The 18,088-nt window shown below is 48.5% G+C and carries 23 protein-coding genes, 3 tRNA genes and 1 other RNA gene; 9 read left to right on the top strand and 18 right to left on the bottom strand.

The features are described from left to right. Window positions 1–44: 44 nt before the first annotated feature. Entirely contained in the window at window positions 45–548 is a 504-nt protein-coding gene (locus AB9H23_RS06950) for an ArsR family transcriptional regulator (protein WP_321211209.1), read from the bottom strand. Window positions 549–656: 108 nt separating this feature from the next. Here AB9H23_RS06950 and AB9H23_RS06955 point away from each other — a divergent pair, with 108 nt between their 5' ends. The 4 genes from AB9H23_RS06955 to AB9H23_RS06970 all read left to right on the top strand — a co-directional run bounded on the left by AB9H23_RS06955 (window position 657) and on the right by AB9H23_RS06970 (window position 4,993). Then, complete coding sequence (locus tag AB9H23_RS06955) at window positions 657–1,181, top strand: nucleotide exchange factor GrpE (protein ID WP_321211210.1); 525 nt, start codon at window positions 657–659, stop codon at window positions 1,179–1,181. A gap of 14 nt (window positions 1,182–1,195) precedes the next feature. Then, complete coding sequence (dnaK, locus tag AB9H23_RS06960) at window positions 1,196–3,037, top strand: molecular chaperone DnaK (RefSeq protein ID WP_370004609.1); 1,842 nt, start codon at window positions 1,196–1,198, stop codon at window positions 3,035–3,037. 80 nt (window positions 3,038–3,117) lie between these two features. Further along, window positions 3,118–4,248 (top strand): molecular chaperone DnaJ, encoded by a 1,131-nt coding sequence (gene dnaJ, locus AB9H23_RS06965; RefSeq protein WP_300477712.1) that lies wholly within the window; start codon window positions 3,118–3,120, stop codon window positions 4,246–4,248. Between the two features lie 256 nt (window positions 4,249–4,504). Continuing rightward, window positions 4,505–4,993: a hypothetical protein gene (locus AB9H23_RS06970; protein WP_370004610.1), complete on the top strand. Its 489-nt coding sequence runs from the start codon at window positions 4,505–4,507 to the stop codon at window positions 4,991–4,993. 102 nt (window positions 4,994–5,095) lie between these two features. Here the strand turns inward: AB9H23_RS06970 and rnpB are convergent. The 4 genes from rnpB to AB9H23_RS06990 all read right to left on the bottom strand — a co-directional run bounded on the left by rnpB (window position 5,096) and on the right by AB9H23_RS06990 (window position 6,489). Further along, an RNA gene (rnpB, locus tag AB9H23_RS06975) (RNase P RNA component) lies at window positions 5,096–5,396 on the bottom strand. A 30-nt stretch (window positions 5,397–5,426) separates the two neighbouring features. Then, window positions 5,427–5,501: transfer RNA gene (locus tag AB9H23_RS06980), tRNA-Met, on the bottom strand. A 94-nt stretch (window positions 5,502–5,595) separates the two neighbouring features. Beyond that, on the bottom strand, window positions 5,596–6,060 hold the full coding sequence (locus AB9H23_RS06985; protein WP_321211215.1) for a hypothetical protein: 465 nt from the start codon (window positions 6,058–6,060) through the stop codon (window positions 5,596–5,598). 15 nt (window positions 6,061–6,075) lie between these two features. Further along, complete coding sequence (locus AB9H23_RS06990; protein WP_013296462.1) at window positions 6,076–6,489, bottom strand: membrane protein; 414 nt, start codon at window positions 6,487–6,489, stop codon at window positions 6,076–6,078. 86 nt (window positions 6,490–6,575) lie between these two features. Here AB9H23_RS06990 and map point away from each other — a divergent pair, with 86 nt between their 5' ends. Further along, the gene (gene map, locus AB9H23_RS06995) at window positions 6,576–7,466 is read left to right on the top strand and encodes a type II methionyl aminopeptidase (protein WP_370004611.1); all 891 of its coding nucleotides are present in this window, start codon (window positions 6,576–6,578) and stop codon (window positions 7,464–7,466) included. An 82-nt stretch (window positions 7,467–7,548) separates the two neighbouring features. On the opposite strand, the gene frhB is transcribed toward map, so the two are convergent. From frhB to frhA, 4 genes are read right to left on the bottom strand one after another with little or no spacing between them, the layout of a single operon-like run. After that, on the bottom strand, window positions 7,549–8,394 hold the full coding sequence (frhB, locus tag AB9H23_RS07000) for a coenzyme F420 hydrogenase subunit beta (RefSeq protein ID WP_013296464.1): 846 nt from the start codon (window positions 8,392–8,394) through the stop codon (window positions 7,549–7,551). Window positions 8,395–8,406: 12 nt separating this feature from the next. After that, complete coding sequence (frhG, locus tag AB9H23_RS07005; RefSeq protein WP_370004612.1) at window positions 8,407–9,234, bottom strand: coenzyme F420 hydrogenase subunit gamma; 828 nt, start codon at window positions 9,232–9,234, stop codon at window positions 8,407–8,409. Next, the gene (gene frhD, locus AB9H23_RS07010) at window positions 9,231–9,707 is read right to left on the bottom strand and encodes a coenzyme F420-reducing hydrogenase, FrhD protein (RefSeq protein ID WP_147671377.1); all 477 of its coding nucleotides are present in this window, start codon (window positions 9,705–9,707) and stop codon (window positions 9,231–9,233) included. Before frhD ends, frhG begins: the two co-directional genes overlap by 4 nt. Window positions 9,708–9,715: 8 nt before the next feature. Further along, window positions 9,716–10,933: a coenzyme F420 hydrogenase subunit alpha gene (gene frhA / locus AB9H23_RS07015; protein WP_321211219.1), complete on the bottom strand. Its 1,218-nt coding sequence runs from the start codon at window positions 10,931–10,933 to the stop codon at window positions 9,716–9,718. Window positions 10,934–11,173: 240 nt separating this feature from the next. Here frhA and AB9H23_RS07020 point away from each other — a divergent pair, with 240 nt between their 5' ends. The 4 genes from AB9H23_RS07020 (at window position 11,174) to AB9H23_RS07035 (ending at window position 12,541) form a co-directional block, all read left to right on the top strand. Then, the gene (locus AB9H23_RS07020; protein ID WP_300477699.1) at window positions 11,174–11,614 is read left to right on the top strand and encodes a PepSY domain-containing protein; all 441 of its coding nucleotides are present in this window, start codon (window positions 11,174–11,176) and stop codon (window positions 11,612–11,614) included. After that, window positions 11,611–12,324: a proteasome assembly chaperone family protein gene (locus tag AB9H23_RS07025; RefSeq protein ID WP_321211220.1), complete on the top strand. Its 714-nt coding sequence runs from the start codon at window positions 11,611–11,613 to the stop codon at window positions 12,322–12,324. The genes AB9H23_RS07020 and AB9H23_RS07025 overlap by 4 nt, the downstream gene beginning before the upstream one ends. Before the next feature lie 45 nt (window positions 12,325–12,369). Next, window positions 12,370–12,444 (top strand) — tRNA-Arg (locus AB9H23_RS07030). 22 nt (window positions 12,445–12,466) lie between these two features. Next, a tRNA-Arg gene (locus AB9H23_RS07035) sits at window positions 12,467–12,541 on the top strand. A gap of 85 nt (window positions 12,542–12,626) precedes the next feature. Here the strand turns inward: AB9H23_RS07035 and AB9H23_RS07040 are convergent. The 9 genes from AB9H23_RS07040 to AB9H23_RS07080 form a co-directional block, all read right to left on the bottom strand. Beyond that, on the bottom strand, window positions 12,627–13,787 hold the full coding sequence (locus AB9H23_RS07040; RefSeq protein WP_370004613.1) for a TIGR00375 family protein: 1,161 nt from the start codon (window positions 13,785–13,787) through the stop codon (window positions 12,627–12,629). Between the two features lie 28 nt (window positions 13,788–13,815). After that, window positions 13,816–14,589: a proteasome assembly chaperone family protein gene (locus AB9H23_RS07045; RefSeq protein ID WP_147671372.1), complete on the bottom strand. Its 774-nt coding sequence runs from the start codon at window positions 14,587–14,589 to the stop codon at window positions 13,816–13,818. Window positions 14,590–14,600: 11 nt separating this feature from the next. Continuing rightward, window positions 14,601–14,765 carry an RNA-protein complex protein Nop10 gene (locus tag AB9H23_RS07050; protein WP_147671371.1) on the bottom strand — a complete coding sequence of 55 codons (165 nt, stop codon included), beginning with the start codon at window positions 14,763–14,765 and terminating at the stop codon, window positions 14,601–14,603. Continuing rightward, window positions 14,762–15,541 carry a translation initiation factor IF-2 subunit alpha gene (locus tag AB9H23_RS07055; RefSeq protein WP_300477693.1) on the bottom strand — a complete coding sequence of 260 codons (780 nt, stop codon included), beginning with the start codon at window positions 15,539–15,541 and terminating at the stop codon, window positions 14,762–14,764. The genes AB9H23_RS07050 and AB9H23_RS07055 overlap by 4 nt, the downstream gene beginning before the upstream one ends. A gap of 14 nt (window positions 15,542–15,555) precedes the next feature. After that, window positions 15,556–15,735 carry a 30S ribosomal protein S27e gene (locus AB9H23_RS07060; RefSeq protein WP_013296474.1) on the bottom strand — a complete coding sequence of 60 codons (180 nt, stop codon included), beginning with the start codon at window positions 15,733–15,735 and terminating at the stop codon, window positions 15,556–15,558. 14 nt (window positions 15,736–15,749) lie between these two features. Further along, window positions 15,750–16,028: a 50S ribosomal protein L44e gene (locus tag AB9H23_RS07065; protein ID WP_013296475.1), complete on the bottom strand. Its 279-nt coding sequence runs from the start codon at window positions 16,026–16,028 to the stop codon at window positions 15,750–15,752. 142 nt (window positions 16,029–16,170) lie between these two features. Beyond that, on the bottom strand, window positions 16,171–16,845 hold the full coding sequence (locus tag AB9H23_RS07070; protein WP_370004614.1) for a hypothetical protein: 675 nt from the start codon (window positions 16,843–16,845) through the stop codon (window positions 16,171–16,173). A gap of 19 nt (window positions 16,846–16,864) precedes the next feature. Further along, complete coding sequence (gene pcn / locus AB9H23_RS07075; RefSeq protein ID WP_147671369.1) at window positions 16,865–17,599, bottom strand: proliferating cell nuclear antigen (pcna); 735 nt, start codon at window positions 17,597–17,599, stop codon at window positions 16,865–16,867. Between the two features lie 51 nt (window positions 17,600–17,650). Further along, window positions 17,651–18,079, bottom strand: coding sequence for a hypothetical protein (locus AB9H23_RS07080; protein ID WP_370004615.1), 429 nt, complete (start codon window positions 18,077–18,079; stop codon window positions 17,651–17,653). Between the last annotated feature and the right edge of the window lie 9 nt (window positions 18,080–18,088).

Consider the following 18,088-nt stretch of genomic DNA (forward strand, 5'->3'; position numbering starts at 1 on the left):
GCTCTACGGGTCTCAATAAATGCAAAAAGCCGGTTTGGTGAAAACTAATCCATCTTTCTTCTCATCTCTGCCTCGCGGAGGAGGTCCTCAGCCCGTTTCTTGAGGTGGTCGTAGAGCCTTATGAGGTTCTTTAACTCCTCAATGGCCTCCCACTGACCGTTCATTATCTTATTTTCAAGGTTAAGCAGTCTGGACCACTCGTCACCTGGGGGGAGCTGTTTCCTCTGGAGGAGGTCATCCACCACATCCACCCTGAAGTTGTTCCTGTTTATGGTTATGCTGATGTGGATGTCCCTTGATATATCATAATATTTGCGGGGCCTTCCCCTCTCTATCTTCCTGAAGAAGGAGCTTAAAATCCCTGCCTCCTCCATCGCCCTGAGGTGCTCTATTATGGCCTTCTGACCGATATCCAGTTCCTTTGATATTTCACTGACAAATCTGGGCTCCTCACGGAGGAGGTTTATGATCTCCCTCCGGGTCTTGCAGCCCATAACATCAAGTATAACTTCCATGTTCCGCTCTTCGGTGGATTTTTCTCTCATCATGGTATGGTATGTCGAAAGGTTTATATAACCTTTTGTAAGTATAATAGCTATAAGGTTATAGGTAACCTCTGGTAACTTTAATTTCTGTAAAAAATGAAAGGTGAAGCAATGTGCGAAGAGAAAAAAACTGATTCTAAGCCATCCAATAACTGTGAGGATGAATTAAAGGAACTTAAAAAGCGACTGAAAGAACTTGAAAGTGAACTCGCGGTTAAGGAAGAGGAAATCAGCGAATACGTATCACACCTCCAGAGACTCCAGGCCGACTTTGAAAACTACAAGAAACAGAAGGAAAAACAGGAGCTGGAACTCATAAAAAATGCAAATGAGAAGCTCATACTGAACCTCCTAGACGTATACGAGGACCTTGAAAGGGCCCTTGAAAACCGGGAGAATGATGGTGACGGCCTGGAGGTCATCTACAGGAAATTTAGGGACACCCTCAGGAAGGAGGGTCTGAGTGAGATACCCGCCGAGGGTGAGAAATTCGATCCATTCCTCCACGAGGCAGTTATGGTTGAGAACCATGATGAATACGATGATGGAATCATAATAGAGGAGTTATCAAGGGGTTACAGACTCAACGACAGGATAATAAAACATTCAATAGTCAAGGTATGTAAGAAAAGCTGATTTGAGGTGATCATGTGGCAAAAAAAGAAAAAATTCTCGGTATTGACCTTGGAACAAGTAACTCTGCAGCCGCAGTACTTATAGGTGGAAAACCAACCATCATACCCAGTGCAGAGGGGGCTTCACAGTACGGTAAATCCTTCCCAAGCTGCGTTGCATTCACAGAGGACGGCCAGATGCTTGTGGGTGAACCTGCAAGGCGCCAGGCAGTCACAAACCCTGAGAACACCATAACAGCCATAAAAAGGAGTATGGGTACAGACAGAAAGGTGAAGGTCCAGGGTAAGGAGTACACACCACAGGAGATATCCGCATTCATCCTTCAGAAGATCAAGAAGGACGCAGAGGCCTTCCTGGGTGAGGAGATAAAGAAGGCAGTCATCACAGTACCCGCCTACTTCGACGACAACCAGAGGACAGCCACCAAGGACGCAGGTACCATAGCAGGACTCGACGTTGTAAGACTCGTCAACGAGCCAACAGCAGCAAGCCTCGCCTACGGCCTTGACAAGGAAGACGAGGACATGGTCATCATGGTCTTCGACCTGGGCGGAGGTACACTGGACGTTACAATCATGGAATTCGGTGGGGGCGTATTCGAGGTTAGATCAACCAGCGGTGACACCCAGCTGGGTGGAACCGACATGGACAACGCGATAATGAACTACCTCGCCGATGAATTCAAGAAGGAGACCGGCATAGACCTCATGGAGGACGACCAGGCAGTTCAGAGACTGAGGGAGGCTGCTGAGAAGGCCAAGATAGAACTTTCAACAACCCTCACAACCGAGGTGAACCTCCCCTACATCACCGTGGCCCAGGACGGACCAAAACACCTCATAAAGACCATCACAAGGGCAAAACTGGAGGAACTGGTTGATCCTATCGTTCAGAGATGTGCGGGACCAATGGAACAGGCGCTGAAGGACGCCAAGATGACCCGGGAGGATGTGGATAAAATAATACTGGTCGGTGGACCCACAAGGATGCCCATAGTCCAGAAATTCGTTGAGGACTTCATAGGAAAACCCGTGGAGAGGGGAATAGACCCCATGGAGTGTGTTGCCATGGGTGCAGCCATACAGGGCGGTGTCCTTGCAGGGGAGATAAAGGACCTTGTACTGCTTGACGTGACACCACTGTCCCTGGGTATAGAAACCCTCGGAGGGGTCTTCACCAAGCTCATAGAGAGGAACACCACTATACCCACCAAGAAGAGCCAGATATTCTCAACAGCGGCAGACAACCAGACCTCCGTGGACATACACGTCCTTCAGGGTGAGAGGCCCATGGCCGCAGACAACACAAGCCTTGGAAGGTTCCAGCTGGTGGGAATACCCCCCGCGCCACGTGGAGTGCCCCAGATAGAGGTGACCTTCGATATAGACGCAAACGGTATACTGAACGTATCAGCAAAGGACCTTGGAACAGGTAAGGAACAGGCCATAACAATAACAGCACCCAACAAACTCTCAGAGGAGGAGATAAAACAGAAGATAGAGGAAGCCAGAAAACACGCCGAAGAGGACAGGAGAAAACAGGAGGAAATCGAGATAAGGAACAACGCCGATTCAATGATCTACACCGCCGAGAAGACCCTCGAGGAACTTGGAGATAAGGTGCCAGCAGATAAGAAGGATGCGGTTGAAAAACAGGTCAGTGAACTGAGGGAACTCATAGCAGGTGACGATGTCCAGGCCATCAAATCAAAGACCGAGGAACTCACAAAGATTGTGCAGGAAATCGGGGCGGTTATATACCAGCAGGCTGCCCAGCAGCAGGCAGAGAACACAGCATCACAGGGTGAAAACCAGGGCGACGACACCATAGATGCTGACTTCGAGGTCAAGAACTGAGGCCTCCCCCACCTTTTTATTCTCTGATGTGCAACTATTTTTAGCTGATCACTTCCAGATTCTATACCAGGTGAAAATCGATGGCTAAGCGTGACTACTATGAGGTTCTCGGTGTGGATAGGGGTGCCGATAAGAAGGAGATAAAGAAGGCCTACCGGAGGCTTGCAAGGAAGTACCACCCCGACGTCAGCGATGATCCTGATGCTGCCGAAAAGTTCAAGGAGATAAGTGAGGCCTACGCGGTCCTCTCTGATGATGAGAAGAGGAGAAGGTACGACCAGTTCGGCCATGCAGGTATGGAGGGCTTCAGTCAGGAGGATATATTCAACAACATAAACTTTGAGGACATATTCAGCGGCCTGGGATTTGATATAGGGAACATCTTCGACATGTTCGGTTTCGGTGGGGGAAGGAGACATGGCCCCCAGAGAGGTGCTGACCTCACCTACACCCTTGAGATAAGCCTTGAGGATGCCTACAGTGGCCTTGAAACAGATATAAGGGTCCCACACACAAAGAAGTGTCCCGTATGTCATGGGAGCAGGGCCGAGCCAGGTACCGGTACAAGGACCTGCTCCACCTGTGGGGGTAGCGGGCAGGTTCGGCAGGTGCGTAACACCCTCCTCGGGCAGATGATGAACATAACGACATGTCCTGACTGTCAGGGGGAGGGAACCATTGTTGAAAAGCCCTGCAGCAACTGTAACGGTAAGGGAGTTGTCAGGAAAACCAGCACAATACATGTGAAGGTTCCTCCAGGTGTTGAGACCGGATCCAGACTCAGGATCCCCGGTGAAGGAGAGATGGGTCTTCGTGGAGGGGAACCAGGGGACCTCTACGTGGTCATTAAGGTCAAACCCCACAGCATCTTCAGGAGGGAGGGGGCAAACCTCTACACAGAGAAACCAATAAGTTTCGTGCAGGCCGCCCTGGGTGACACCGTGGAGGTTCCAACCCTTGACAGGCCAGTGCAGTTGAAGATACCTGCAGGAACCCAGAGTGGCACAACCTTCCGCGTCAAGGGACACGGGATGCCCCACCTGAAGTGGAATGGCTACGGAAACCTCTACGTGAAGGTCAAGGTTGTAACACCAAGAAAGCTGAGTCCAAGGCAGAAGGAACTCCTCAGGGAATTTGCAAGTATCAGTGGGGATGAGATCCACGAGGATAAGGGATTCTTTGACAAGGTCAAGGATGCCATAATCCACTAACCTACATCCCCCACCTCATTCTAAAGGTTAAAGATGCAATAATCCACTACCCCCTGTTTTACAATATTTTTAGCTTTTACTGATCACAGGTGAACCTCAGCCGATGGAATACCCCTTTTAATACATTAAGAACTAACCGTAATATTTATATTATCTTTTTCCTTAAAGTTACTATAAACTTTGAGGTGAAGCATGAAAAATCCTGCAGGTATTCTAATTTTAAGGAAAATAGCAGCAGATTTCAGGGGATGATCAAATGAAAAAGAGTTATTTTCTAATTCTCGGCATTCTTGCTGGTTTCGTTGTGGGTTACTGTGTGAGTGAACTTCTTACAGAGGGTGTCCCCCTCCTATCCGGTGGGGATGATCTCCCTCAACCCCTAAAAGGCGCTGAAGCCACGAAATATAAGGAGGAGTGCAGTGCACTTGACCTTTCCACTTCAGGGGAGGATCCATATGCCCTCAACGGTCATAGGGTCTGGGTTGAGGGAACGGTGTATAAAAAGGGTGAATCATACGGCATCAGGCCGCAGGAAACCTTCATTGCCCTCAAGATCAACACCACACCAGAGTACCTACTCCTAAGCTACGCCGGAACAACCCCAATAAAAATTGGAGACCGAATAAGGGCCTACGGCGAATACTTCTACCCTGCAGAGGACACAACCACACCTGAACTCAAAAATAAAGAACTTCCCATGATAAAGGTCGTCTACATTGAGAGAATAAGAGTTAAAGGTCCCTAAAAGATGTGAAACTCACCGAACTTCTGCGCACAGTAGCTCCAGTGAATGCAGAACAGGTACCGCACTTGCGGGTTATCCTGCCGGGCTGAATGTTGATAAAGGGCATGCCGGGAGTAACCCACCTTCTGTTTCGGCAGCATTCATCTCGGCGGACTACCTCTGCCTCCTACAGTAATCACAGGCAGTATTTGTCCTTGCATCCCGCGGAATGGCCGTTTCACCGGTCCTCCTGGTGTCAGTCTGCTCCTTTAAGGGTGAAGCTTCATTATCATCCACCAGAAGACGTGTCGTTTCTGCTCCAGGGTCCAGCCTCTCAGCTGATGCCTCACGGCACCGCGGTTCTGTATGATGGGTGGAGTTTCCTCAGCCCAGAAAATGGACCGTCAGCTGCCCTCCGGCTTGCCCGATAGATGAACATGAGAATAAAAACTGATAGCGGGGCCTAGATTTGAACTAGGGATCTCGGGGTTATGAGCCCCGCGGGATCACCAGACTACCCCACCCCGCTAAACATTAGATTTGTTATTTTAATATATAAAGGTTGTGGTGAGGTCTGGTTTTACTCCATCAAACTTTTAAAATAATGATGGTTTTGAGATTGGTTATTCCTCCTCCTTCTCCTCAAGCTTCCTGAGTCTCCTGTCAAGGGACTCAAGCTTCTTGTTGGTGTAACCCCTGTACTCGTTGAAGCGGTGCTCCAGTTCATCTATGTTCCTTGATACCAGTTCAAGTCTCTTCTCAAGGTCAGATATATCATCCTTGGTGGCCAGTGACCAGTCCTCTATGAGTTCATCGCTCTTCTCATTAAGGAATGCGTCTATCTTGTTTGAGATGACATCGGTGCTTATGGGAACCTCCCTTACCTTGCCCATGATCCTGTCACTGACATCTGAAACCTTCTCTCCAACACCTGCCATATAACCTTCCCTCCCTTCACCTGGTTTTTCAAAGGCACCGTAAACCCTCGTTACCGGCGCCATGTTCCCTGATTCCATCAGGTAGTAATATATCAGGACAATTATGGCCCCTGCAAGTATCAGGATTGCAAGAAGCTCCACCGGTCCCACATTAAAACCTCCAGATCATTTTTTAAGTTTTGCATTGAGTTCTGCTTCCTTCTTCTCAATATCCTTCAGCATCCTCTCCAGTTTCCTGAACTCTGTTCTTGCCTCAAGGAGTGCAAGTCTCTCACTTATCTCACTCTGAAGATAACCCACCTCATGCATTATCTCAGATGTGTTCTTCCTTATGGCAGCCAGTTTCTCCTGCTTGTCCTTGGGGAGAGGTATGGTTGTCTCCATCAGGCGCTTTGCCTGCAGGTCGTTCTCAACGAGGGATATCTTTTTAAGTTCGATCTGCTTTTCAAGAAGCTGGATGTCGTTCTGGGATTCCCTAACCCTCCTCCACTGTATAGCCACAATGATAACTGTCACAAAAGCCAGGATGGATATTATAAGCCACAGGATGTTCTGAGGTATTGTTGCGGTGCTCGCCATATAGCTCCCCCTTGAAGTATTATCTGCTGGAAATAATATATAACTCCTTATTTAAATAAGTATCAGAACTCAGTTAAGTGGTAACGATGATCGAATCATACTTAAAGGCAGGTAAAATTGTATCAAAGGTTCGAAAAGAGGCGTCAAAGATCATAAGGGATGGTTTACCGGTAATAGAACTCGTGAATTACGTTGAGGATGGTATCAGAAGCAGGGGTGGTGAACCGGCATTTCCCTGCAATGTCTCCATCAATGAGGTCACCGCACACTACACCTCCCCTCCCGGTGATGAGAGCACATTATCCGAGGGCGACCTTGTTAAGCTTGACCTCGGGGCCCATGTGGATGGGTTCATAGCCGACACAGCCATCACAGTCCCTGTGGGTGATGTGGATGATACTTGCTACAGGATGATGGATGCTGCAAGGGAGGCCCTTGAGAATGCCATCTCCACCATAAGGGCCGGTGTGGAGGTTGGTGAGGTTGGCCGTGTTATCCAGGAGACGATAGAGTCCCATGATATGAAGCCAGTGTCAAACCTTACAGGTCACAGCATGGACAGGTGGATACTCCACTCAGGGCTTTCAATACCAAACATAAGTGAAAACAATCCCCATGAACTCGAGGAGGGGGATGTGCTTGCAATTGAGCCCTTCGCAACCGATGGTGTGGGGCTTGTTACAGACATGCCCCAGACCCACATATTCAGGTTCCTCCGTGAAAGACCCCTCCGGCTTGTCCATGCAAGGAGGGTCCTCGGTAAGATAAGGGAGGAGTACCATTCCCTTCCATTTGCAGAGAGATGGCTTGAGGAGTACTTTGAACCAAAAAGGCTCAGCGCCTCCATGAGGCTCCTTATACAGTCAAGGGCCATCTACCCCTACCATGTGCTTCGGGAGAAGAGCGGTGCCACCGTGGCACAGTGGGAGCATACGGTCATCGTGGAAAGTGATGGGTGCACCGTGATAACAGAATAGAAATAATAAATAGTTTGATGGGATCAGAATGGTGCTGGTAACCATCTCCTTCCTCAAAATGAAAGAAAAACAGTTGATGGGATTAGAATGGTGTTGGTAATCCCATCTCCTTCCTTGCGGCGATGTTCTTCTCTGCTTTTTCCTTTTTCTGTGCGGCAAGTTTTTCAAGCAGTCCCAGGCCAGGTTTAACTTCCTCTATTGGTTTTGTCTCAAATAGGCCTGCTTCAACTGCCTGCTTGAATATTGAGTCTCCTGCGTCTGTCCTGGTTATGACTGTTGACCATCCGTCGGGTGAACCCACTGAACCGGTTGAGACGTCTGCAAGTTCAGCCACGTAGTCCTTACAGATCTTGCATCCTGCCTGCTCGTATCCATGGGTCTCCTTGAGTGGGAGGGTGAGGACATCATCCTGGGTGTATACCCAGAACTTTCCTTTACCTATATCCATCTTCTCAACGAGTTCCATGCTTACTCCGAGTTTCTCGCAGATGAAGGTCTGGAGTGATGTGTATGGGAAGTTTTCCATGCAGTATATACCCACCAGCAGCTTTATTTTATCTGCAAGGAACCTGACACCGAATGGGTAGGTCTGCATTTTCCTTATACCCATTGTCTGGCAGGGTATGGCAACTGTACCGAGTTTCTCTATACCGTACTGTCTGACGGCCTTCTTGAGCATCATCACGTTGGGTGAGAATGTGTACTTGGTACCGGCTGCTGCCTTGAGTTCATCTGAGCTCATGGCAACCATTGGCTGTGGTTTCCAGAACTCCTCACCTGGACCTGCAACAACTGCACCCTCAATGATACCCTCATCAAGGGCGTAAGCTAGAAGACCTGTGACTATTCCCCCGTCCTGGGCTAGTTTCTGAATCTCCCTGTCAGTTGATCTGGCGGAAACAATTTCCTTGTAAGTACCTAAAACCATTTTTCCAGCCTCCTATAGCCCTAACTCCTTTTTGATCTGTTCTTCTGGCCACCAGCTTCTTGGGCACTGCACGTAGCAGATTCCACATTTCACGCAGCGGTCACTGTTCAGTTCTGGCCTTCCGTTGGTCATATCAAGGGCCCTTGTCTGGCAGGCCATTGCACATGTTCCACATCCAATGCAGAGACCCTGGTTCACGACCTTTGTCTGAAGGTCGCATCCGCATGCTTCGGTGTAGCCTGCAAGGTCCAGCATTGGCTGCAGGTAATCCATATCATTGTTGAGAAGTGCAACAACGGTCTTTGCTATTATTTCAGGTGATGGTGGGCACCCTGGCAGTGCAAGGTCCACATCTATGAGGTCTGCTATCGGTACAAAGGACTCGTGTGATGGCTGTGCCTGCTGGCCACCCCTTGAGTACCTTGTGAAGCAGCCTGTTGCTGCGCATGAACCGAATGCACAGACCAGTTTAGCCTTCTCCCTGAGTTCCTTGAGTTCGTGCAGGCTGTGTTCGTCCTGCAGACAGACGGAACCCTCCACAAGGGCCAGGTCCATCTCTGGCATCTCCCAGAGATCCACCAGGGTCTGTCCATATACTATGTCCACCATACTGGTGAGCAGTTCTGCGAGAATGTCGTAATTTTCGGTTAACGACATGGCGTCTCCGGTACATCCACTCAGGTGAATGTAACCTATTCTTGGTTTTGCATTTTCTTCAGCCACTTTTTCAACCTCCTCTTTTGAAGCTCCAACAGGTTCCGATTTTTCCTTTTCGGGTTCTTCCCTCTTAGCTTCAGCCTCCAATCCTAAAAATCTTTTGATTCGGGCGATTAAACTCATTTAGAAACCCCAATCTCCTCTAAGATCATCTGAATGGCCCTGGGAATAGCCTTCTTTACCGGGGGTGTGAGGCCCATTTCCACATTGGGAGCTGATATCTCCTCGGGTTTACACCCAATTACCACAACGTCAATTTTTTCACTGAGTTCATGGAGGGGCTGGCTCACTGGCCATGTGTGCATATTCTCATAGGATCCCTTTGGAATCTCAGTTACCTCGAATTTTCTGAGGGTTCCAGGTTCTGCATTGAATTCAACAACGTCCACAACTATCATCTTCTTCCACTGTTCATGTGGCAGTGAGAAGACAAAGTGTGGACCGCCAGTTCCAGCGTCTATGAACATTACATTTTCTGGTTTTTCCTTATCCTTGAAATATTCTTCAAGGGCCTTGATAACCTCTGGGCCGAATCCATCGTCCTTGAAAAGGATGTTTCCACAGCCCACCACTAGAATCTCAGCGTCGTATGGCATGTTATTCCCTAGATTCTGACCATTTCGTTTTTAATCACTGATTTGTCCTCATCATCAACAACCATCACGTGTGTTGCGCATGAGAGACATGGGTCGTATGCACGTATAACGTGTGGTCCGTATTCATGGTGGAATCCTTCGGTTGCTGGACCCATTGTTGGGATGTTCCAGGTTGTTGGGACAAGTGCGCTGTAGAACTGGATCTTGCCGTTCTCAACCTTGGCCATGTGCACGTCAAGTCCCCTTGGACCTTCTATTGCACCTATACCCAGTTTACCTGTACCTCTCTCATCGAATTCTGCCCTTACAGGTGCTGATGTGTCGAGTTCATCCAGTATTTCTATTGCCCTTGAGAGTGCGGTTTTCATCTCAAGTGCCCTTGCAACGTGCTGTGCCACAACACCTCTTTCCTTGAAGCCCTGGAATTCAACCATCCTTGCCCTTGGGCCGACCTCCACGTTTCTTCCATCGTAGAGTGGTATTGTTGAGCAGGCCCTTTTGGCTATTTCAGGGTCATCGTACCAGCTTTCTGGCATTACCTCGGTGAACCTGTCAAGGTCGAATTTTGTCCTGTCACCGTATATCTGGTGGCTTGCGAGTGTGGGCTGGTTGTGGACACCGAGACCTTCTGGAAGGCCCTTGTCCTCGATGAGGCCAATCATGAGTTCAACGTGTTCATCAACCTTTGGTTTGAGCTGTTTGAGCCTTGCGTAGAGCCTTTTTCTTGCAAGTTCTGTTATGTTGTCGGCCATTCCACCTATCCTCACGTCTGATGGGTGGATACCCTCACCTGCCACCATGTCAACTACGTACTGTGCATTTTTCCTTATCTCAGAGACTGAGTTTATGGCATCGGCCATCAGGTTTTCAGGCACGAAGTCAGGTGCTATGAGGAAGTGGTGGATTGCATGGCTGTTTACGTGGTGTGCGGCCAGTGTCAGTTCCCTGAGGAGTCTTCCGGCCTTTGGAACCTCAATGTCAAGGGAGTCGTCTATTGCCTCAACGGAAGCCAGTGTGTGGGGTATGGGACACACTCCGCATATCCTCTGGACAATGACTGGAGCTGTTTCAGGTGCTTTACCTGTCACTATTTTCTCAAGGCCCCTGACAGGAGTAATACTGAAGTATCGCCCCTTTGTCACGATTCCTTCATCATCGACTTCCATGACAAGTTCTGCATGTCCTTCTTGTCGTGATGTCGGCGATATAACAATCCTTTCGCTCAAATGTATCACCTCTTGTTTTTAAAGTTCAAAAAACCTTCAATATTATAACTATTTTTAAATGTTATAAGTTTTTCAATTATAAAAAAAGTGAAAACTATTTATATTATGTTGTAAGTGAATTATTATTAGTAGAAAATCTACTTTATAATATTAATTTTTTATTCAGTAATACTGAATATTTATTTATATATGTACCCACATAGTCCATATGTGTTGTCAAACACGCGAGAAGGTGAGTTGATGATAAACTCAAAGATCCTAGCATCAGTGGCAATAGTCCTGATAATTGGAGCTGTTGCAGCAGGTTATCAGGTGAGTCAGAATTCCGAAACACTGTGGAAGTTCACCAACCCCCAGGGCGGTCAGAGCCAGGGGCCACAGCAGGGTGAGTCAAGCGTCCACAGTGAATCCCCCTCAACCACATCATCTCAGGGTGGCAGTGGTTCAGGTTCAGGTGGGGCTTCAGATATGAATGTGAAGATCTCATCTTCAGAGGCAAAGAGCATCGCGCAGAAGTACATAAAACAGGAGGGTGCCACTGCAGGGACCCCAAGGCTTGTTACGTTAAACGGTAAAAGGGTTTACATTGTGCCCGTGGAGATTAACGGCCAGGCCGTTGGGGAGATCTACATTGACCCCATCACAGGCGAAAACCTTGGAGGGGCTGGTGGTGCGCCATGATGATCAAAACAGAAACCGAATGCTGTACAATTTATGCGGAGGATGTTGAGGATGCCGTTGTCCTTGAGGGCTCCCCTGGTGTGGGGCTCATAGGCAACATCCTGGGGTGGCTCCTTGTTGAGGACCTCAAAATGAAGGAGATAGGGTACATTGACTCCAAGTACTTCCCTCCACTTGCGGTTCTCTACAAGGGGGTCGCAATACATCCCTTCAGGATATATGAGGGGGATGGGATAGTGCTCTTCCTATCGGATTTCATCCTTCCACCTGCGGTGGTCTATGACATGACAAATGCAATTGTGGACTGGATGACCCGCAACAGCAGCAGGGAACTCATAACCTTCAACAGCATGGTTGTCCGTGAAAAGTCACAGCCGGTTGCAGGTGCAGGTAACAGCCAGGAGGTCATCCAGAGACTCGCAGATCTCGGAATACCCATAGTCCCCTTCGGTAACCTCAACGGTATTTCAGGAACACTGCTTACAAGGTGCGCTGTTAAGGATATACCGGCCTCATGCCTCTTTGCAGAGATACTAAACCCCTACCCAGATCCCAGGGCCGCTGCAAGTGTTGTTGAGGTTCTAAATGAGATGCTGGGTACAAATGTTAACCCCGAGCCACTCCTACAGGAGGCCCAGGCCATCGAGTCACGCCTCAAGAAGCTCGCAGAGACCGTTCAGGGGGAGGCAGAAACACCCATCTACATGTAAAAGTTTATATATGAAGAGATCCAATATCTTTTTACTCTTTTGGTAGGGCCCGTAGCCTAGCCAGGATAGGGCGTCGGACTTCTAATCCGAAGGTCCCGGGTTCAAATCCCGGCGGGTCCGCTAAAAACAGGTGAGTACTGAGGGGCCCGTAGCCTAGCCAGGATAGGGCATCAGACTCCTAATCTGAAGGTCCCGGGTTCAAATCCCGGCGGGTCCGCTCACATTTTTCTATTCTGATTTTAAGGGTTGACTTATAAAGGTAGCTTTTAAATAAAAAGTCATTTTTTCCGTTGATTATAAATCTACCTGAAGTATGCGTCAAGTGTCTCGGCAGGGAACCTTATCTCACCGTATTTACCCCCGCCGCCAGGTATCACTGTAAGTGAGCCCTTCCGAAAGGCCTCAACTGCAACAGCAACACCTGCATCGATCCTTCCAATATCCTCAATGGGGGCGCTGAGAAGGACATCGATCTCTGTCCCGAACTCCCCCACAAGGCCCCCCCAGATGCCCTGCACGAACTTTGTTGTGACACCCTTACCATACTTCATCCCTATTATCTCTGCAAGGGGCATGATGTGGACATACGGCGGCCTGTGGGGGGGATGGTGTGGCTCCTCCCAGGTTGAAAGTTCATATATCCTGTAGTCAACACCCTTCTTGATCCTGCCTCCGCATGGGCATTTCATCTTCATCTGAAGTGCCTCTTCAGGGCTGTAAATCCTGTAGCACCTTGTACATGCGGTCATATGGTACTTTCCAAGGCGGGGGTCCAGGCCATAGTTTGCCCTGATCCTGCACTTCCTGATTGACCTTTTGAGGGATGTGAAGGATATGTCATCCATTTCAAGCTGGTTGAACTCCCTCCCGAGCCTGTGGGGCCACGGTGAGTGGGCATCTGAATTTGTTAGGAATGGTATATCTGCAAGTTCAGATATCTTATCGGCCATTTCAGTGTCTGCAGAGAGTCCCAGTTCAAGGAAATCCGGTCGCTTCCCGTAGCAGTCCATGTAGCTGTCATATGATTTGTACATGCTGGTCCAGGGGGTGAAGGCATGTGCCGGACCCGCGATACCATCGTATTCATGTACCATTTCAAGTATCTGGGCCCCGTTCATCCGCACTCTGGGTCTTCCATCTGAGGTGGTGGTTGAGGGCATCCTCTCCCCCATTTCCTCTGCAGCCTCCAGGGATGGGAGTATTATGAGGTGGTGAATCCTCCTTGAGTCCTCAACCTCCGCGGTTATTATGAAGCTGCACTCATCCCGCACATACACACCATCCCCTGCGTATTCCGTGGATTCCTCAATGATTTTCCTCCACCCAGGGTGAAATGCGTCCCCTGTTCCCACGATATGGAGGCCCTTGAGTTTTGCCTGGGGCGCTATTGCCTCAATGACCATGTTGCGGGATGTTGCCCTTGAAAAACAGCTGTGTATATGTAGATCGGCATTTAAAATCATTTAATCAGCCAGAAAAAATAATTGAGAGTTAACCTATGTAACGGAGGTCCTCCTCGCCGGGCTTGAGATTCATCCTGTCAATCATCTCCTGCTCCATCTGCTGGGCCCTGGAGATCATCTTCCGTGTCTCCTCTGCACGCTCCTCGAGTTTCTCAAGGTCCACCTGTAGTTTTGTCATCTCAAGGAGCACCTCCAGAAGCGCCCTGGCAGCCTCCGCATCTATGAAGTAGCCTGGTGTTTCACCCATGAGGCAAACTCCACGCATACCCCTCATCCTTCCCATTCCAAGGAGGAGTCCTGAGGCACCTATTATACCCCCATCTGCAGAGCGAAGGATAACATCGTGCTCTTTAAGGCTCTCAGCAAGCTCCATATCTGTGGCTGCACCGTAAACCCTTGCCTTATCAACAGGCTGACCGGTTGCAAGTCCTCCAAGGGTGTATATCCTCTCAACCCCGTAGCCCTCAACAAAGTCTAGTATCATGCCGCAGATCTCATACTGGCCCTCAGGTGAAAGGCCCTGGGTGTTCCCAACAAGTATTATATAATCCCTTTTATCCTCACCAGCCTCCCTGAGGTAGTAGAACTCGTTCTTCATGGGTTCAACTATGCCATTCTCATCTACCAGAACCTGTGGTGGGAATGATGGAGAGTAGAGTTCAGCGAACCTGACAGCCTGGAGTTCATCTATTATATGGTCAGCTGCGAGTTTCCCGACATGCCCTATCCCTGGAAGCGCCTCAATGAAAACCGGGCTGGAAAGTTCAACATCCTCCAGAATATTTATGGTTGTTTCCCTCATTTTATTCACCACTACTCCTCAAGTAAAACCTCTCTTTTGAGTCTTCTCCGGTATTCGCCATACCTGTCCTCAGGGGAAAATTTTGGGGGATAAACAACCCCTGTTGATCCGCCGCAGCGGGGGCATACATCCCTAAGGGTGTACTCCATGCATGAACGGCATCTTCTCATCTTCATGTCAGTTCACGGAGGAATTCTCCCTCTCCACCCTCTTTTTCCACTATATCTATGCACCTCTGGGCCGCTTCCTTGAGCTGTTTCTCGGCCTTGAGGTAATCTGTTGATTTCACTATAAGCCTGTACCTGGGGGCCCCGACGGCCTGGACGGTTATGCCCTCATCCTGGGCAGATTTAAGGGCCTTCCTGATTATTTCAACACCGTTGGGTGCATAGGACTTTATATCAACATATCCAGTGATCTGAACCTCGGGGGGTGTTATGTTACGTTTGGCCACCTCTGTTATGGCAGCGGCCCAGTCCTCTGGGACGCCCTCCTCCAGAAGTGCCTTTTCACCCTCCTCTGCAGCGGTTTCAAACGCGCCGTAGAGGTCGCCGAATATGTCCATGAGTTCGTATCCGACCTCCTCGTAGGCCGTGTCAAGGTCCTTTCCCAGATCCTTTGCTGCCAGTTCAAGGAACTTTTCAGCCTTCTGTTCTATTTTCCAGGCCTGGATCTTCTTTGTACGCTGGTCCTCCCTTATCCTTTTCATGGAAACATCCACGTGCCCCTTCCTTGGGTTCACACGGAGGACCCTGGCAACTATCTTCTGGTTCTCCCTTACGAAGTCCCTTATATTCTTAACCCATCCAGAGGATACCTCGGATATGTGAATGAAAGCCTCCTTCCCTGGATATTCCTCCAGGGTTGCGAAGGCGCCGTAGTTGAGGACCTTGTGAACGGTCCCAACCACCAGTTCACCCTCTTCAGGCCATTCATTTTTTCTTCTTACCATGAAAAACACCTAGATTAATCCAGGACCTCTAGAATCTGGGCTTTGATCTTTGATTTTCCTCCTGTTGGCTCAACAAGTGTTTTACCGCAGATTATGCACTGGACGTATGATGCTGCCCTGTCAAAGACCACCTGCTGGTTACCGCAGTCCATACATTTAACCCGGAGAAAATTACCTTTCGTATTGTAGAACATCACACATATCACCCCTAGGCTACAAATTCAACTCTTCCAGCCCTGAAGGACCTTTTCTTGATGTGTGATTTTCCACATTCCTTGCATTTGAGCCTGAGGTCAAGCTTCTTGACGGGTTTGTTACCTGAGGGGAGTGGACGTGGGTAACCCCTGTAACCGGCTGTTACACGTCTGAACTGCCTCTGACCCCATTTGAGTTCACTTGCCTTTCTTCTTTTTGATTCAAGTACCTCGTGAACTGTGTGTTTTCTACAGTTTGGACAGTAAGTTCTTCTTTCCTTGGGAATCTTCATATCTAATCACCTCTTAAGTGAAAAAGTAAGCCTTTAAAATAACTGGAACTTTTTTTATACTGGGTTAGTATATCTCAAATCTCTATTTATACCTTTGTATGGAACCTTTCAGACAGACAGAAATGTGCCGGGAGAATGGTATTTATGAGTACCTTATCCTCCTTCCCTTCCTTGCATTTATAAACACATCTGCATTGAGAGATGGGAGTGTAACAATGTCCTGTGGCCTGAATGGGCCGTAAATTTTTTCATCGACCCCCATTATCCTTGCAGGCACCTCCTCAAATATCAGCACCGTCTCAATGCCTCCCCTATCATCCAGTGCATTGCCCCTGATTTCATTTTCAGAGGATAGGGAATCTTTTTTCTTCGGCTTCTGGATAACTTCAGGTTCTGCACGTGGTTTCTCTTTCTCCTTATCAAGTTCTATCGAAGGAATTATTTTCTCCCTGAATTCCCTCAGGGTCTCTATAAGTGAAAAGTAGAGTTCCTCCTCCTCGGGGGTCATGTTGAGGGGAGTTGTATCCTGGAGGTCAAACTGGGGTTTCCCGTTGAACAGGTGGTATGACCTCTGGACGTTCATCACTGCACTGTCTGTTATCTTGTGCTCCCTTCTCTCACATATCTCGGTGGCTATCCTCTGGGTGTCCCTTATAAGGTAGTGTTCCTTTGCAAAGGGGTCATTTCCAACCGCCTCGAGGAGATCCTCCAGGTAGCTGTGGACCCTCTCATAGAAGTCATCACCAACCCTTGCAAGACCGCTTTCAGTTCTCTCCTTTTTCTGAATCCTCCTCAGTTTCTGAAAGAATTCGTCCAACCCCATTCCTCACCAGCAGTTATTCCTCTGCCTCGATTCTTGGAGCAAGGAGGAAACTCAGCTCTCCCTCATTGCTGGCCATCTTCAGTGTTAATTTAAGGGGCATGTCATCTCCCAGGTTGATGATTGCTGTCTCACTGAACTTATCGGCCTTGAGCATCTCCTTTATCTTGTCAAGTGAGTAAACACTCCTTGCAGGTTTACTTATCTTTTCACCATGGAGATATTCTATCTCGGCGTCTCCGAATTCTCCCTCAGCAGATGCCATGAAGCGATCCTCATCAACACGGAATGTTATCTTATCTGAGAATATGTCTATATCTGCTATTGAGTCCTTGAGGAGCTGGAATGGCACCTCAAATTCGTTCTCATACTGGATTTCAGGAGGACTTGGGGTTTCGTATTCAATGTCAATCAGCCTTATCTTGAAGGTCCTTACTGCCTCTCCCTCAAACTGGACTATAAGGTTCCCCTCATCGGTTGAGAGTATAACCCTGTCGTTTGCCTTGGCCCTCTTGAGGACCTTCATGAGTTCCTCTGTATCCACGTTTATCTTCTCTGGTTCATCGCAGACATATTCATCGAAGAGTTCAGATTTCAGTTCAAGGTGCACGTATGTGATGTGGGACCTGTCAAGGGCGTCGAGACGCAGGCCTTCGGCACTGATCTGTATCTGAACCTCATCAACGATGGATGATATGGCATCGAAACTCGTCCTTAAAATGTTAGGATCATTCAATTCTGCCTTGAACATTTTCGTCCTCCTTATCCTATATAGCTAGATATTGGGGTCATTCTTTATATACTATTTCTCCTCTTTTTCCTCTTCCCCTGTTTCAGCACTCTTAACCTGTTTATAGAACCTTTCAAGGGGGGTCCTGCCTACGATGCTCTGTACCATCGAGGCTCCAAGCAGCAGGAGACCAGTGAGTATGAGGAATGCTGCAATGACTGTGTTCTCACCTGAGACAACGTTATCCACAACCCTCTCTGAGGATCCAATAATTGCGATTATTCCTGCGATTATAAGGACCGCTCCAAGGACCATGGCTGAGTACCTGACTATGTCATCCCGGTACCTTATTATCAGTGTCACCGGGAATCCATGATCAGATTCATCATTCTGGATTTCTTCCCTTATCCTTGATATGAAACCCTTCAGAAAACTGGGTTCCTCTGATTTCTCTTTGCTTTCAGTTCCGGAATCTTTGGTTCCAGTTTTTTCGGTGCTCATCGTGAACCG

This window comes from Methanothermobacter sp. KEPCO 2, from assembly GCF_041228365.1.
Classification (GTDB): domain Archaea; phylum Methanobacteriota; class Methanobacteria; order Methanobacteriales; family Methanothermobacteraceae; genus Methanothermobacter; species Methanothermobacter marburgensis.